Annotated in this window: 15 protein-coding genes; 7 read left to right on the top strand and 8 right to left on the bottom strand. The window is 61.8% G+C overall.

The genetic code is table 11. From position 1 onward, the window contains the following. The first annotated feature begins 3 nt into the window (after positions 1-3). Entirely contained in the window at positions 4-474 is a 471-nt protein-coding gene (locus FKV68_RS06210; protein ID WP_180940640.1) for a molybdenum cofactor biosynthesis protein MoaE, read from the top strand. On the opposite strand, the gene FKV68_RS06205 is transcribed toward FKV68_RS06210, so the two are convergent. After that, positions 475-1,371, bottom strand: a complete 897-nt coding sequence (locus FKV68_RS06205; RefSeq protein ID WP_180940639.1) for a branched-chain amino acid ABC transporter permease — start codon at positions 1,369-1,371, stop codon at positions 475-477. Between the two features lie 67 nt (positions 1,372-1,438). Here FKV68_RS06205 and FKV68_RS06200 point away from each other — a divergent pair, with 67 nt between their 5' ends. Together FKV68_RS06200 and FKV68_RS06195 are read left to right on the top strand one after the other, a co-directional pair. Further along, positions 1,439-1,999 (top strand): CGNR zinc finger domain-containing protein, encoded by a 561-nt coding sequence (locus FKV68_RS06200; RefSeq protein ID WP_180940638.1) that lies wholly within the window; start codon positions 1,439-1,441, stop codon positions 1,997-1,999. Then, the gene (locus FKV68_RS06195) at positions 1,996-2,499 is read left to right on the top strand and encodes a lipoprotein (RefSeq protein ID WP_180940637.1); all 504 of its coding nucleotides are present in this window, start codon (positions 1,996-1,998) and stop codon (positions 2,497-2,499) included. Before FKV68_RS06200 ends, FKV68_RS06195 begins: the two co-directional genes overlap by 4 nt. A gap of 130 nt (positions 2,500-2,629) precedes the next feature. Here the strand turns inward: FKV68_RS06195 and ndk are convergent, their stop codons facing one another. Next, positions 2,630-3,052, bottom strand: a complete 423-nt coding sequence (gene ndk / locus FKV68_RS06190) for a nucleoside-diphosphate kinase (RefSeq protein ID WP_153441477.1) — start codon at positions 3,050-3,052, stop codon at positions 2,630-2,632. Between the two features lie 295 nt (positions 3,053-3,347). On the opposite strand from ndk, the gene FKV68_RS06185 reads away from it, so the two are divergent. Beyond that, complete coding sequence (locus tag FKV68_RS06185) at positions 3,348-3,860, top strand: DinB family protein (protein WP_180940636.1); 513 nt, start codon at positions 3,348-3,350, stop codon at positions 3,858-3,860. Here FKV68_RS06185 and FKV68_RS06180 read toward each other — a convergent pair. Then, entirely contained in the window at positions 3,801-6,446 is a 2,646-nt protein-coding gene (locus FKV68_RS06180) for a non-ribosomal peptide synthetase (protein WP_180940635.1), read from the bottom strand. The two genes, FKV68_RS06185 and FKV68_RS06180, sit on opposite strands and share 60 nt — an antisense overlap. 254 nt (positions 6,447-6,700) lie before the next feature. On the opposite strand from FKV68_RS06180, the gene FKV68_RS06175 reads away from it, so the two are divergent. Further along, positions 6,701-7,777, top strand: a complete 1,077-nt coding sequence (locus FKV68_RS06175; RefSeq protein ID WP_180940634.1) for a GGDEF domain-containing protein — start codon at positions 6,701-6,703, stop codon at positions 7,775-7,777. Positions 7,778-7,882: 105 nt separating this feature from the next. Here the strand turns inward: FKV68_RS06175 and FKV68_RS06170 are convergent, their stop codons facing one another. Both FKV68_RS06170 and FKV68_RS06165 read right to left on the bottom strand, forming a co-directional pair. Further along, positions 7,883-8,128, bottom strand: coding sequence for a hypothetical protein (locus FKV68_RS06170; protein WP_180940633.1), 246 nt, complete (start codon positions 8,126-8,128; stop codon positions 7,883-7,885). Positions 8,129-8,208: 80 nt separating this feature from the next. Further along, positions 8,209-8,502, bottom strand: coding sequence for a hypothetical protein (locus FKV68_RS06165; RefSeq protein ID WP_180940632.1), 294 nt, complete (start codon positions 8,500-8,502; stop codon positions 8,209-8,211). Positions 8,503-8,812: 310 nt separating this feature from the next. Between FKV68_RS06165 and FKV68_RS06160 the strand changes: the two genes are divergently transcribed. Then, positions 8,813-10,702: an ABC-F family ATP-binding cassette domain-containing protein gene (locus tag FKV68_RS06160; protein ID WP_180940631.1), complete on the top strand. Its 1,890-nt coding sequence runs from the start codon at positions 8,813-8,815 to the stop codon at positions 10,700-10,702. Positions 10,703-10,797: 95 nt separating this feature from the next. Here FKV68_RS06160 and FKV68_RS06155 read toward each other — a convergent pair whose 3' ends face one another. Continuing rightward, positions 10,798-11,640, bottom strand: a complete 843-nt coding sequence (locus FKV68_RS06155; protein ID WP_180940630.1) for a GNAT family N-acetyltransferase — start codon at positions 11,638-11,640, stop codon at positions 10,798-10,800. A gap of 200 nt (positions 11,641-11,840) precedes the next feature. On the opposite strand from FKV68_RS06155, the gene FKV68_RS06150 reads away from it, so the two are divergent. Continuing rightward, a complete protein-coding gene (locus FKV68_RS06150; RefSeq protein WP_180940629.1) occupies positions 11,841-12,767 on the top strand; it encodes a Gfo/Idh/MocA family protein in 927 nt (308 codons plus the stop codon). A 65-nt stretch (positions 12,768-12,832) separates the two neighbouring features. On the opposite strand, the gene FKV68_RS06145 is transcribed toward FKV68_RS06150, so the two are convergent. Together FKV68_RS06145 and FKV68_RS06140 are read right to left on the bottom strand one after the other, a co-directional pair. Then, on the bottom strand, positions 12,833-13,282 hold the full coding sequence (locus tag FKV68_RS06145) for a DNA polymerase III subunit chi (protein ID WP_180940628.1): 450 nt from the start codon (positions 13,280-13,282) through the stop codon (positions 12,833-12,835). Between the two features lie 33 nt (positions 13,283-13,315). Then, the gene (locus FKV68_RS06140) at positions 13,316-14,809 is read right to left on the bottom strand and encodes a leucyl aminopeptidase (protein WP_180940627.1); all 1,494 of its coding nucleotides are present in this window, start codon (positions 14,807-14,809) and stop codon (positions 13,316-13,318) included. Between the last annotated feature and the right edge of the window lie 265 nt (positions 14,810-15,074).

The raw sequence follows: 15,074 nt of genomic DNA, 5'->3' as shown, positions 1-15,074 counted from the left end.
GCGATGAACGGCGCCGTCACGGTGCGCGTCCAGCGCGGCGACTTCGACGTCGCCGCCGAAATCTTCGCGCTTTCTCGCGGTCGTTCAGACATCGGCGCAGTGGTGACATTCTCGGGGCTTTGCCGCGACGAGGCGGGCGCACTCAGTGCGCTCGAACTGGAGCATTATCCCGGTATGGCGGAGGCCGAGATCGAGCGCATCTGCCGTGAGGCGGTCAAACGCTTCGGCCTGCAGGCGGCGGTGGCAATTCATCGCTTCGGCAAGATCATGCCAGGCGAAAACATTGTACTCGTGGTGACTGCGTCCTCACACCGGCAAGCCGCCTTCGACGGCGCCGGTTTCATCATGGATTTCCTCAAGACCTCGGCTCCCTTCTGGAAGAAGGAGCATCATGCCGATGGCAGCGCCGGCGGCTGGGTCAGCGCCAAGGATGCGGACGACACGGCCCGGGATCGCTGGTCGCAAAAGAACTGATCAGGGAATGGCCTTTTCCCGGCGCGTCACCACGAGCACGATCACCAGAAAGCCGAAGATCGCGAAATCCCGCCAAAGGATCGGGCCGTAAGCGCTCCATAGTGTCTCGAGCAGGCCGACGCCCGCCGCGCCGAGAGCGGCGAACAGCGGCGCTGTCTGCCCCCCGATCGCGGCAATGAACAGCACCTTGACGCCGAAGGTCAAGCCGGTGCCGAAATCCATATTGCCATAATAGGACGCAGCGAGAATTCCGCAGAAGGCCGCGATCAGCGACGCCGCGCCGTAGGCCAAGATATACACAGTTCCTGGATCGATGCCGCAAAGCGCGGCCGCCTCGCGATCTTCCGACACGGCGCGCCAGTAGCGCCCGACATAGGAGTGGGCGAGAAACCAATGGCCGGCCGCAACCAGTGCCACCATCAGCGCGGTGTTAATGATCTGGACGGCGGTCAGTGCCACCGGAAAGTCGGGGTTCGGCCAGAACACGATGACCTGGTTCAGAAAGGGCGGCAGCCACAGGCTCCGCGTGTCCGACGCGAGCCGTGCCGTTTCCATGAGCACGAGCAGACTGCCTAGCGACGCGACCACGACGGCATTGGCCGAGGAAAACGCTAGCGGCCGCATGACATAGCGCCCTGCGACGAGACCGGCGCCAAGTCCGAATGTCAGTGCCGCCGCCGCCCCGACGCCAAGCGCCGCCGGCAGGACCAGCCACAGCCGGTTCCAGCCGAAATCCGCGAAGAGCACGAACATCTGACCGGCGAAGGCAAAGAGCGCGCCATAGGTGAGGTCTGCCCTGCGCGTCACCGCAAAGGCAATCGCGTAACCGAAGGCCAGCGCCGCGTAGAGGGCTGCTACGGGCACGGCGTTGGCGATCTGCTGAAGAAAATAGGCCATGGCACATCCGCGTGGTGACAGAAGCAATATAACTGGTAATATCCATTTGACCAGTTAGGATTTCGGCATGAGTTTCACTTGGACCGCACACAGATTCTCGGGCGGCGCGCTGGCGCTGGATGTCGCCAATTCCGTGGTTCTGCGCTTCGATCCCGACCGTCGGGTCGATCGCTTCGCGGATCCCGCGGCGATGGACTCCTTTGCCGAGGCAGCAAGTCTCTACAGCGCCGAAAGAGAGCGTTTCGGCATGCTTGTTCCGGCGCGGCCCGAGAACCGGAAATCACTGATTGGATTGCGCGAGGCGACGGACCGACATTTTCGGGCGCAAGTCGAGGCCGAGGACCGGCCCGATCTGCTGGCAGACCTGCTCGAGACGATTGCCGCCGTCTTGCGTCAGCGGGCGGGCAACAGCCAAGGCACGGCGCTCGATGTGGCGACCGCGCATTCGGCACTCAGCCTTATTGCCAACCCCGAGCCGGACCGCCTGAAAATATGCCCTAACTGCTGCTGGCTGTTTCTCGACCGTAGCCGCAACAGGAGCCGCACCTGGTGCGACATGGCGGTCTGCGGCAACCGCACGAAAGCAAGACGCCATTATCGCCGCAACAGGCAGGGAGTTCAGCCATGAACCGCATCATCATATCCGCTCTCCTTGCCGCGGCGGTGCTTGCCGGCTGCCAGCGCGAAACCGGTCCGGACCCCCTGAAGTTGACCGGCAAGATGTTCGTCTTCAACTATCGGCTCGCCTATGCCGCCTACATGATCACGCTAAATAAGTCAGAGCCGGTGCCGGACGGCAGCGTCGTCGTGGCCCGTTTCGAAAACCCGGCCGGCGGTGAGGCATTGACGCTCGAACGAAAACTCTTTCCCAAGCTCGACAAGGTGGTGCTGGAGAGTCCGGAGATAAGCTGTGTGAAGAAGGAGAGGCCCTACACGGTGACGATCGAGGTCAAGGGCCCGGACGGCGCGATGCTGCAGAAACTGGAGACGACGGTGACTTCCGACGTCGATCAGGATGTCCTTCCGGCAAAGCCCCTCGTCGAGGGTCCGGCCTATGACAAGAACCCGGAAGTCTTCGTGGGCGGCCGGGCGCCGGAGCGCTTCGAGACGGCGGCCTGCCCAACGTAAAGGCGGCAGGCATGTCTTCGCCCCGGGACCGCCGTGCCCTTTGTGCGACATGCATTAAAAAACCGGGGCGGTCAGCCCCGGTTTCGAAGAGTCATTTCAAGCCTTTGCCGGCCGAAACGAAGAAAGTGAATCAGCCGACGATCTCGGTGCCGGAGAACCAGTAGGCGATTTCCTCAGCGGCCGTTTCCGGAGCATCCGAACCGTGGACCGAGTTTTCGCCGATCGACAGGGCATGGACCTTACGGATGGTGCCTTCGGCAGCGTTTGCCGGATTGGTGGCGCCCATGACTTCGCGATTCTTGGCAATGGCGTTCTCGCCTTCGAGGACCTGAACAATGGTCGGGCCGGAGGACATGAACTCGACCAGTTCGCCGAAGAACGGGCGTTCCTTGTGTACGGCGTAGAAGCCTTCAGCTTCGCGGCGGCTCATCCAGACGCGCTTCGACGCGACGACGCGCAGCCCGGCGTCTTCCAGCATCTTGGTGATGGCGCCGGTCAGGTTGCGCTTCGTTGCGTCCGGCTTGATCATCGAAAAAGTACGTTCAATCGCCATTGGCTCAATTCCCTTGTTTCTTGAGAAGTGGCGGTTCATTAGCCGCCAATTCCGTGCAAAACAAGGGGGCGCGACGATGTTTCGACCCGGCCGGCGCGAGTTTCATGGTGCTGTCACGGAACGCCCAAACACGTCGTGAAGGTCGACGCGGTGTTCGAACCAAACGCTGCGATCCGGGCCACGCGGGCGGCTGGTGGGTCGCAGCCGCAGACAAAATCAGCAAATTTCATCAGTGACATTCGACACTGGAATGTCGATTTGCGCTAGGCTCGAACCACCATACAGGGGAATAGCAATGCTCGACCACTATCCCATGTTCGCCGACTACAACCGTTGGGCCAACCGGCGGCTCTACGCCGCGGCAACTGAGCTTTCGGATGCGGAGTTTCGCCAGAACAAGGGGGCGTTCTTCGGCTCGCTCCATGGGACGCTCAACCATCTGCTGGCGGCAGATCGGATCTGGATGAAGCGGTTCACCAAGGAGGGCGAAGCTCCCTCGACGCTCGATGCGATCCTCCACGACGACCTCGCCAGCTTGACGGCGGCGCGCGAGGCGGAAGACGAGCGCATCATCGCCTGGATGGATAGCCTCGACGAAACCCGTCTGGCGGCAACCGTCACCTATTCACGGCTGAGCGTGCCGGGCGAAATCACGCAGAGGCTCGGCCCCACGCTCTCCCACGTCTTCAACCACCAGACGCATCACCGTGGCCAAGCGCACGCGACCCTGACGGCGCTTGGGCGCCCATCATTGACGCTGGACCTGGTTTTCTTCCTGCGGACCGATGGCGAGAAATGGGCGGACTGAGGGAAGCTGCCCGGCGAGCCGGTTCTGCCAATCGCCCAGACTGCCGCCGTCCGTGAGCTGCGCCCACAGCTTGATGAGGCGGCGTTGGCCGGACCAGACCACCATTCCCAGCGCTATTCCGCCGGCTATGGAGCACAGCGAATAGACGGTCGGCGACACCAACGGCTGCACCGGCTGCAGCAGGAATTCCGGCGCGAAACGATGCAGAATATAGATATGAAAGCCGGCAGCCGAGATGGGCAGGACAAGCCTCACTCCCCATTGCGGCATCCTGACTTGCGGAAGGAACAGCAGGGCGGCCAGGACCGCGATCTGCAACAGATACTTGATCTTCGTCCCGATCCACACGCCTTCATAGAGCCCGAAGAACAGGAAGATGGCCGTTCCGGCCAGCATCAGCATGCCGCGCTCAAGCGGAGTTGTGGCAAGCGCAGCGCACCAGCCGATGACCGCCAGATAGAAAATCCACGGCAGCGTGAAAATCTGACGGTTGCCCATCTCGACGACCAGCGGCAATGCCAGGCGGGCAAGAAGAGCTGCCGCGAGCAACGACATTCCAAGCGCCAAGGGTCTCGAGGCAGCCGCGCGCCGCACCGACGGCACCGCGAACAACGCCACGAACACGAGGAGCATCTGGCAATACGCCTCGATGAACCAGTAGAGGTAAGGAACCATGCTGTGGCGTTCGGGATCGGCAAAACCGAAATTGCCAACGAGGAACACCGACGCCCAGGGCACCTTTCCCCAGGCAAGGGCGTAGGCTGCGATGATCAGATAGTACGGAACGAGAATCTGCGTAAGCGGCCGCAACAGCCGCAAGACAGCGCCAGACAGCAACACGCCACGCTGGAACCGCGCGAGGCCGAAGCCCGCTAGGATGACCATCGCCGCAGATCCGCCGGGGATGGGCCACAGGGTCTCGTGATGGAGGACGACGAGCAGGATCGCCAATGCCCGGATGAGCAGGTCCGTGCCGATCCGCCTGCTTTTGGTTTCGCGCCGTCCCATCGCCGCGAGTTCGGCGACCGACATCCCTTCCCAGGCCTCGGGTACATCGCCAAGAAGCTTCTCCAGGCCGATCGAAAGCTGGACGAAACGCAGCGAGTCACCGCCAAGCGACAGGAAGCTGTCGTCGGACCGCACCCTTTTCGGGCAGAAGACCTGGTTGAAAAGCGCCTCGATACCGTCCTCGTGCGCGACGGAGCCGATATTTTTCGTCGCCTTGCGGAGAGCCTCGTAATCGATCTTGCCGGAGGCAAGCCGCGGCAGCGCATCGACGCGCGAAGCCTTCACCTGCAAAAGCGTCAACCCACTCGCGGCAGCCAGCATGCCGCGGATATCGTCGCGATCGTACGGGCCGACATAGAAGGCATGTATGCAGCTATCGTCCCCGACGACGGCGGCCGTAACGCCCCGACGCTCGAGCATTACTTCCAGACTATCGTGGGCGATCCGCAGGCCGGCGATCTTCGATATGCGCTTCGTCCGACCAACGATGCGGAAGAAGCCTTCGGCGTCCCTCGTCGCCAGATCGCCGGTGCACAATTCGGAAAGCTCGCTTCCGCGCGCGAGATCGCCACGCGTAGAAGCATAGCCCATCATCACGTTCGGCCCCCGATAGACGAGTTCGCCGGGCATATCCGTGCCGGTGACCAGTTGGCGTTCGTCATTCTCGATGCTCAGGCTCCCGCCGGGTATGGCGATGCCGATCCGGTCTTCCCGGCCCCTCAGGCGGTCGGGGGGAACATAGGCCATGCGGGCAGTCGCTTCCGTCTGGCCGTACATCACGAACAACGAAGCGCCACGCGCGGTGAGGTGTTCGTTGTAGAGACGGACCCGCTCGGGCGCCAAGCGTCCTCCGGCGACGGTCATGAAGCGCAGGTCAGGAAATTCCCGCTCCCGGAAGCCCACTTTTTCCAGAAGTTCGTAAGAATAGGGGACGCCTGAAAGATTGGTGCTGCCGCTTTCGACAAGTCCATCGAGGAAACCGTCGTCCAGGATGGAGAGGCCCGGAACGTATAGGCTTGCGCCGACTGACAAGTGGGCGTTCAGCACGGAAAGGCCGTAGGAATAGTGGAACGGCAGGATAAGGCAGCTTCGATCCGATGCGGCGAGGCCGAGATAATCGGCGATCGAACGCGCATTTGATTGAATGTTGGCGGCAGAAAGCCTCACGCATTTGCCGTGCCCGGTGCTGCCGGAAGTCGAGAGCAGGACCGCAAGATCCGGATGAAGCTGCGACTTGCTTCCCGCCAGGCGTTCCGTCCGCCATCGGCCGTCACAGCGGCGATAGCAAAACTCAGGCTCCAGAAATTCTCGATCCGGAGCACCGGGGCCCTGGATGGCAATCGCATGTCCGGCTTTGAGTGCCGCGAGGTAGGCGATGATGGCGTGTTCCGAGAGATCAGCCTCCAGCATCACCAGCCCGCGCTCACCGCGCCAATGCGATGCTTGGCGATCGACGCGCTCGGCCAGTTCGCGATAGCCCACGGTCCGCCTTCCAGGCAGCAGCAACGCCGGCCGGTCTTCCCGCGCAGCCAGGTTCGCAGCGAAAAAGGGGAATTTCGACAAATCACCTGCGCTCAAGACCGCCTCCTATTTCAGCGAGGCGGCATATAATTGCTGACTTTAGCAGTCAAGTATTAGGCGACGGCAAAAGCGACAACTTCTGTGACAATCGGTGCGGCAAACAGCAGCACCGACGGCCTCGCCGCAACCGATCATGATTCAGCAACCATATCGTGCATTTTACCTCCGTTACTCGGCTATTTTCAGGATCTCTTAAATTCGCGCCGGACATAGTGCGAGGCGAGTTCGACACCGGTATCAAAGGCACCGCCATGACCCAGCATCCTCCAACGCCGCGCGGCCGATCGCAGGCACGAAATGCCGCGATCATCCAAAAACTGGCGCATTCGATGATGCGGTTAGGCGTCGCTGCCCTCCCCCGCAATTATGAGCTGATTTATGAAGCGCTTTCCGGTCAGATGCCGCAATTGTCGCGCGATCTCGCCGCCCTTGGCCCGGAGCCGACACAGGAAGCGCTGGACGAGCTTGGCATCAAGCACAAGATCATCGGCCATAGCGCGGTGGCGGCGGACCGCGCACGCGCGGAGGCGAAGCAGGCACTCGGCGAGCTAGCGACGATGCTCGGCGACACGTTGGCGCGAAAGCATGCCTTCAACGGTCAGCTGAAGCGGTTCGCGGCTCGACTCGCCTCCGATCCGGTCACGACCATGTCTGAATTCGCCGATGAAGCGGCACAGTTGCGCGACGCGGCAGGGCTGCTGATGAATGAAGAAACCACGCTTCGCGCAGCGATAGAGATGCATTCTCAGCGTTTAGGCGAGTTGGAAGGCGATCTCGACGAAAGCCGCATGGCCCTGACCCGGGATCGGTTGACCGGCCTGCCGAACCAGGCGGCCCTTTCGAAAAGGCTTGCGGCCGTGTTCGATCAGCCATCCGGTCAATCCGTGGCGCTTGTCGTGGCAACGGTTGAAGGATTGCGAGACCTTGGCGAACAACATGGCGGCGCGCTGGCGCAGAAGGTACTGAGCGATCTCGCCACAATCTTCCGCAAGACGATCAAGAAGAATGACTTCGTTGCGCGGGTCGGGCCACAGGAGTTCGCTTTCGTCTGCAACGACGTCACTGCGGAAAACGCCGAGGCCATTGCGCGGCGCGTCCATCAAAGTGTCGCAGAGCTGGCAATCACACCGCCCGGCCGTGCTTTCACAAGCGAAACACTCTCCCTTTCCGCCGGGATTGCGCTGGCCGCGGCAGCAACAAGCGCGGCTGAGCTGCTGGGCCGGGCCGAACTTGCATTGACCACGGCGCGGGCGCATGGCGGCATTCGGGTCTATTCGTCAGACATCGAAAGGACGAGCGGCAAGGCCTATGTACCGGATGCCGCCTGAGGCGATGGGTCTCGCGGCAGGTTCCCGGAAACGACCGCCACAAATGAAGAGACCCGGCTCCGCGCTCGGCGGGGCCGGGTCTCTCAATGCGCCTATTGGCGTGGATTAACGGGCGCTCTGGTCGTCGTCGCTGGAGACGTTCACCGCTGCGCGGCCGCTGGCAATCGCACCGGTCGATGCCGCATCGACGGACTTGTTGTCGACACCGGCATAAAAATCACCATTGTCGGCGGTGCTCGCTGAAACGCCGGCACCGGCCGAGGCCGCCGCGCGACCCGTGAAAAGGGGCTTCTGGCTTACACCTTCGTAGTAGCTGCCGCCGGCGCTTGCCGTGGAGGCGGCGCCAGTCACAGCGGCGGCAACGAGAAGGGCTGAAATGGATGCGGGCGCGGCGTTCTCACGCCGTGCCCGCGCTTGGGAGGAGGTCTGGTTTAGCGGCTAATGCCCTGATAGTATTCACCGTCGCCGCCCGAAACGTAGGCAGGCGTCGAGCCGTAGCTCGATACCGAGCCGGTGGACGTGCGGTCGAGAGAGCCGTTACGGCCGCCACGGACAGCATCGCCCGAAGCCTCACGCGCCTTGGGTGCACGGTCTGTGAAAAGCGGCTTGTCGCTGACGCCTTCGTAGTAGCTGCCACCGGCAAAAGCGGCCGATGCGCCGCCGAGAACGGCAGTGGCAACCAGGGCTGCAGCAAGCGCAGTATGGATTGCATTTTTCATAATCATCTCTCCTGAGCGGTCGTTGCTTTAACGACGATTTCGTAAAGATTGGCCGGAACGTTTCCTTCGAATGCGGTGGCCTTGCCGATAGCATTCGATCTGATCCGGTAAGTCGGAGGAGCTTGGGAGCGCCCTTCCACGATTACATGTGGGCCCTCATGATGATGTTTGGAAGTATTGATTATCAGAACACGTTGTCCATGATTCGATAACAATCGCCCCTTGAAAAGCGCAACCGGCCTCCCACCGTGCGATCGCCCGGGTGACACCGTTGCACCCCTTGCCTTCCCGGAAAAGTCCGGGCAAAAGGCGCGGCATGATCCAGATCGCCGGTCTCTCCGCCCGCATTGCGGGCCGTCTTCTCATCGAAAGTGCTTCCGTGACGCTACCGGCGGGCACGAAGGCAGGGCTCGTCGGACGCAACGGGGCGGGTAAGTCGACGCTCTTCCGGGTGATAACCGGCGAGCTTTCGGCGGAAGCCGGAAGTGTGTCGTTGCCGAAAAATGCGCGCATCGGCCAGGTTGCGCAGGAAGCGCCCGGGACCGAGGAGCCGCTGATCGAGATCGTGCTCAAGGCCGACAAGGAACGCACGGCGCTCATCGCCGAGGCGGAGACCGCGACCGATCCGCACCGGATCGCCGACATCCAGACGCGGCTTGCCGACATCGGTGCCCACTCCGCGGAAGCACGCGCCGCGAGCATTCTTTCTGGTCTCGGCTTCGACCATGAGGCGCAGCGGCGTCCGGCCTCGTCCTTTTCCGGCGGCTGGCGCATGCGCGTGGCGCTGGCGGCCGTTCTCTTCTCCGAACCCGACCTGCTTCTTCTCGACGAACCGACCAACTACCTCGACCTCGAAGGCACGTTGTGGCTTGAGGACTATATCCGCCGCTACCCGCATACGGTCATCATCATCAGCCACGATCGTGATCTCCTGAATACCGCCGTCAACGCAATCGTTCATCTCGACCAGAAAAAGCTCACCTTCTATCGCGGCTCCTATGACCAGTTCGAGCGGCAGAAGGCGGAAGCCGACGAATTGCAGATGAAGGCGAAGGCCAAGAACGATGCAGCGCGCAAGCATCTGCAGAGTTTCATCGACCGCTTCAAGGCAAAGGCGTCGAAGGCCCGCCAGGCGCAGAGCCGCGTCAAGGCGCTGGAGCGCATGGGCACCGTGGCGGCCGTGATCGAGGAACACGTCCAGGGCTTTTCCTTTCCCGATCCTGAGAAACAGGTGGCTTCTCCGATTATCGCCATCCAGGGCGGTGCGGTCGGCTACGAACCGGGCAGCCCAATCCTCAAGCGCCTCAATCTCCGCATCGACGCGGACGATCGCATCGCCTTGCTCGGCTCGAACGGCAACGGCAAGTCGACCTTCGCGAAGTTCATCTCCGGCCGGCTCAAGGCGGAGGCCGGTGATGTCCGGGTCGCTCCAGGGCTGAAGATCGGCTTCTTTGCCCAGCACCAGCTTGACGATCTGGTGCCGACGCAAAGCGCGGTGGAGCATGTCCGCCGCCGCATGGCAGATGCGCCGGAAGCAAAGGTTCGCTCGCGCGTCGCACAAATGGGGCTTGCGACAGAAAAAATGGACACGGCGGCGAAAGATCTTTCCGGCGGCGAAAAGGCGCGGCTTCTGATGGGGCTTGCCGCCTTCGACGCGCCGAACCTGCTGATCCTCGACGAGCCGACCAACCATCTCGACATCGACAGCCGCAACGCACTGATCACGGCGCTCAACGACTATTCCGGTGCGGTCATCCTCATCTCGCACGACCGGCATCTGATGGAGGCCACTGCCGACCGGCTGTGGCTCGTGCGTGATGGAACCGTGGCCGGTTACGACGGCGATCTCGAAGACTACCGCAGCCTGATCGTCGGCGGCCCCAAGCCCCGGGACGACAAGCTGAAGATCAATGGATCGGACGAGGCTCTGTCGAAAGCGGATCAGCGCAAGGCCAATGCTGACAAGCGCGCGTCGCTGGCGCCGCTCAGGAAAAAGATCAACGAGATCGAATCGTTGACCGGGAAACTGGAGAAACTGATTCAAGCACTTGATGCCGAGCTTGCAGACCCTGGCCTTTATGAAAAAGCGCCGGCAAAGGCTGCGCAGAAGGCCAAGGAGCGCTCGGAGGCCGCTGCGAAGCTCGCCGAGGCGGAGGAGCAGTGGCTCGAGTTGTCGACCGAATACGAAGAGGCGATGATCAGTTGATGCGCTGGATGCCTCAATGCGGAATTCACTTGAGGTACCATGCAGCAATTCAAGGTGCTACTCACCTTTGCGCTTCAGGTACGGTGACGCCGTAGTCACCCAAGCTCGAATGTCGTGATGCCGTAGATCCGCCCCAGCGGAAGCTCTGGTGCCGGACCGCGGTACATACGGGCGGTCTCAAAAACCGGCTTCATGTTGTAGCGTTCGCAAAGTGCTTTCGCGGACGCATTCGGCTCGGGGATGTCGAGATAGATCTGACCGGCTTTGGCACCGGCAGCAAGCTTGCGAAAAATGAGATCAGCACTAGTCTCCGTGTCGGCGAAGAGCGGGCCGATCTTGAACCCTTCCCGGCAGGCCCGCAGCGTTCCGTAACCGGTGATCGTCCCATCGCGCAGCAGCAAGACGCTTCGGCGCGTCTTCAACTGCTTTGTCCACTCGCGCAGAAAAGCGCCGCGGCTCGCGGGGTTGAAGCCGCGGTCATACTCGATCAAGGCAGGCGCATGGACCGGTGCTGCATCGATCAGGTTCGTGCCCGGCGGCTCCTTCACATCGACAACGCCACCATAGCGAATATTCGCGTGAGACCGGACAAAGCCCGATTTTCGATAGTTCTCCTGCTGCGCCACCACACCGTCAAGCCCAATGATCCGCTCGCCCGCCTCCGCGATCGCCCGCTTCCACAGAGCCAGGCCGATGCCCCTGCCGCGATACGCAGGATGAGCGACGTAAAAGCCAAGAAACGCGTAATCGGTGCCATAGCGCGCGAGAGAGATCGCCGCAGCAAGCGTGTCTTCCTCGGTCGAGACCCAATAGCCGTCAGGGTCGGCCGCCCAGAACGCGTTGGCGTCCTCCAGACCGGGGTTCCATCCCTCTCGCGCAGCCCAGTCGATAATCGTGTCGAGTTCCGCGCGCGTCGCATGGCGAATGGTTTGTGTCATTGCAAATCCTCAACAACCCGCTTTACGGTACAGATACCGTCTGCCAGCGAAACAACCAATTTTTCCTCGCCGACGACAAGGGACGCCGACATCTTGTGCGCTCAGGATGACAGCGTGATGCACGCGCGACCGTGCTTGCCCGCTGCTTCCAATCTGGTACAAGGATCAAGAATAAATCATACTAATTCGAGCGAAGCACCATGACCCCCATTCAAATCGCGATTGTTGGCGTCGGCAAGATCGTGCGCGACCAGCACCTGCCGGCCATTTCAAAGAACGCCGACTACCGGCTGATCGCCGCGGCAAGCCGCCACGGAACGGTCGACGGCATAGACAATTTCAAGTCGATCGAGGCCATGCTGGAGGCCGTGCCGGCTATCGACGCCGTGTCGCTCTGCATGCCGCCGCAATACCGCTATGAGGCGGCACACCTAGCGCTCCAGGCCGGCAAGCACGTCTTCCTCGAGAAGCCCCCGGGCGCGACCTTGAGCGAGGTTGCCGATCTCGAAGCGCTCGCGGCGGCGAAGGGCGTTTCGCTCTTTGCAAGCTGGCATTCGCGCTACGCGCCGGCGGTCGAAGCAGCCAAGGCCTTTCTGGCCTCGACCGCGATCCGCAACGTCAAGGTCATCTGGAAGGAAGATGTCCGCCACTGGCACCCGCATCAGGAATGGATCTGGGCAGCCGGCGGGCTTGGCGTGTTCGACCCCGGCATCAATGCGCTCTCGATCGTCACCCACATCCTGCCCCGCCCGATCTTCATCACGTCGGCGACGCTCGAGTTTCCGGAAAACCGCGACGCGCCGATCGCTGCGACGATCGCTTTCAGCGATGCGGGCAAGCTCAGCGTTTCGGCCGAATTCGACTGGCGCCAGACCGGCAAGCAGAGCTGGGACATCGTCGCGGAGACCGATGCCGGCGAGATGGTTCTCTCCGAAGGTGGCGCCAAACTGGCCGTCGACGGCAAGCTCGTGCACGAGGAACCGGAACAGGAATATCCTATGCTTTACCGGCGCTTTGCCGAACTCATCAAGGCCGGCAAATCCGATGTCGATCTAGCACCTCTGCGTCATGTCGCCGACGCCTTCATGCTCGGCCGCCGCAAGTTCGTCGACGTCTTCTACGACTGACCTTGTTTCTCCAACAGAAAGCCCGGCGTACGCCGGGCTTTCTGCATCGCCAGTGCCAAATAGGCCTACGCCTTCTTTTCCCAGCGCCCGTCCCTGTTCTGCTGCCAGTATGTGAGGTTGTTCCCCTCCCCTTTCAGCCGTTTCCATTGGGCGCGTGCCGCCTCGAGCTGCTGCTGGTCATAGCCGTCGAACATGAAGACCACGCGCTCGTAATCCGAGACGGGCGGCGGCTCCGCGCCATCCACAAGGAACCGGACCGTCGCGGCGTTGTCGTTGCTTTCATTTGCAACGATCAGGATCGGCTGGTCTGCCGCAAAATCGCCGGCATCGGTACCATGCGGCAGAAAGCTGTCGTCGCGATAGACCCAAAGGTGCGTGTCCAGCACGTCACGACGCTCCGCATCGACGGTTTGTACGACGACCCGCCAGCCGCGCTCGACACTCTTGTCGAGCAGCGGCGGCAGCGCATCCTCGAGTTTCGATTCCGTCAGGTGGTAGAAAAGGATCTCGGTCATGCCGATCGCTCCCGGACATCGGCTGTGACGCAATCAGGCTTCGTAGCTCGTGCGGACCAACTCGTCGAGAAGGCGCACACCGAAACCGGATCCCCAGGATTGGTTGATCTCGTCGGTCGGCGAGCCCATCGCCGTTCCGGCGATGTCGAGATGCGCCCAAGGCGTATCCTTGACGAAGCGCTTCAGGAACTGGGCAGCCGTCACCGAGCCGCCGTGGCGACCGCCGGTGTTCTTCATGTCGGCGAACTTGCTGTCGATCATCTTGTCGAATTCTTTGCCGAGCGGCATCCGCCAGAGGCGTTCCTGCGTCGCGATGCCGGCCGCGAGCAACCGTTCGGCCAGACGATCATCGTTCGAAAACAGACCGGCATAGTGGCTGCTCAGCGCCACCATGATGGCGCCGGTGAGCGTCGCGAGATCGATCATCGCCTGCGGCTTGAAGCGATCATTGCAGTACCAGAGCGCATCACACAGGACGAGCCTGCCCTCGGCATCCGTATTGATAACCTCGATCGTCTGGCCGGACATAGAAGTGACGATGTCACCCGGCCTCTGGGCGCTGCCGTCCGGCATGTTTTCGACGAGCCCGATGATGCCGACCGCGTTGACGTTTGCCTGCCGCGCGGCGAGCACATGCATAAGGCCGGTGACCGCAGCGGCGCCGCCCATGTCACCCTTCATTTCCTCCATGCCGGATGCGGGCTTGATCGAGATGCCGCCCGTGTCGAAGACGACACCCTTGCCGACAAAGGCGAGAGGCTTTTCTTTCGCCTTTCCGCCTTTCCACTGCATGACGACAAGGCGCGGCGGCCGCGAGGAGCCCTGGGCAACGCCGAGCAATGCTCCCATTCCTAGTTTCTTCATCTCTCGCTCAGTGAGGATTTCCACTTCTACGCCAAGCTTTTCCAGTTCCTTCGCCTTGGCGGCGAATTCCACCGGCCCGAGCACGTTCGCCGGCTCGTTGACGAGATCGCGCGCTAGAAAGACACCTTCTCCAACCGCCTGAGCGACGGAAAACGCCTTCTTGGCGGCGATCACCGTGCCAGTGACGATCGTGACCTTCACCGGTTTTTGCTGAGACTTTGGCTCGTCGTCGGATTTTTTGGTCTTGTAGCTGTCGAAGGAATAGGCGTTCATCTCCATGCCGAGCGCGAAGTCAGCCGCCGCCTTGCCTGTGACATCGACACCCGGAGCATCGAGAAAGACCGTGACCTTTTCAGCGGAACGCAGCTTCGCGGCAGCCGCGCCGCCGGCCTTCAGCCAGTCATGACTCGTCAGCGCGGACGCGTCGCCGAGCCCGAGAAGGAGAATCCGATCGGCCGACGATCCGTGAGGAGCGACAATGTCGAGGGTCTTGAGGGCCTTGCCCGTGAATTTGCCGACCTTGGCCGCTTTCGGCAAAACGCCTTCCGGATCGGCGACCGCCGCACCGGCCGCTTCCTTGGCACCGGCGACCTGAAGCAGGACGGCGACGCCGCCAGCGGGGCGGTGGGACTTACTGAAAGCGAATTCGAATTTCATCGGCATTTAACACTCCGGGCATTTCTGATTGGATCCGCCCGCTCTGTTACCGGACGGTTACAGTGGCAAACATTCGCGACGCCGGCCACCGTCAAAGCTGTGGCGCGCACCCTTCTCGCTTTTCAGCCGCTTGGCAAGATGCCCACACGTGTTTACATGCAGTTAACCGCAGTTGTTGGCCTTATATTATCCCTGTTGTTCGAGAATCGGATTCCTGGGGCACAATTGACGGAGACCCGATCGGTCATGAGTGAGCCATCGAGCAAGCTCG

The organism is Sinorhizobium mexicanum (assembly GCF_013488225.1).
In the GTDB taxonomy this organism is placed as follows: domain Bacteria; phylum Pseudomonadota; class Alphaproteobacteria; order Rhizobiales; family Rhizobiaceae; genus Sinorhizobium; species Sinorhizobium mexicanum.
This window is presented reverse-complemented; position numbering and strand designations above follow the sequence as displayed.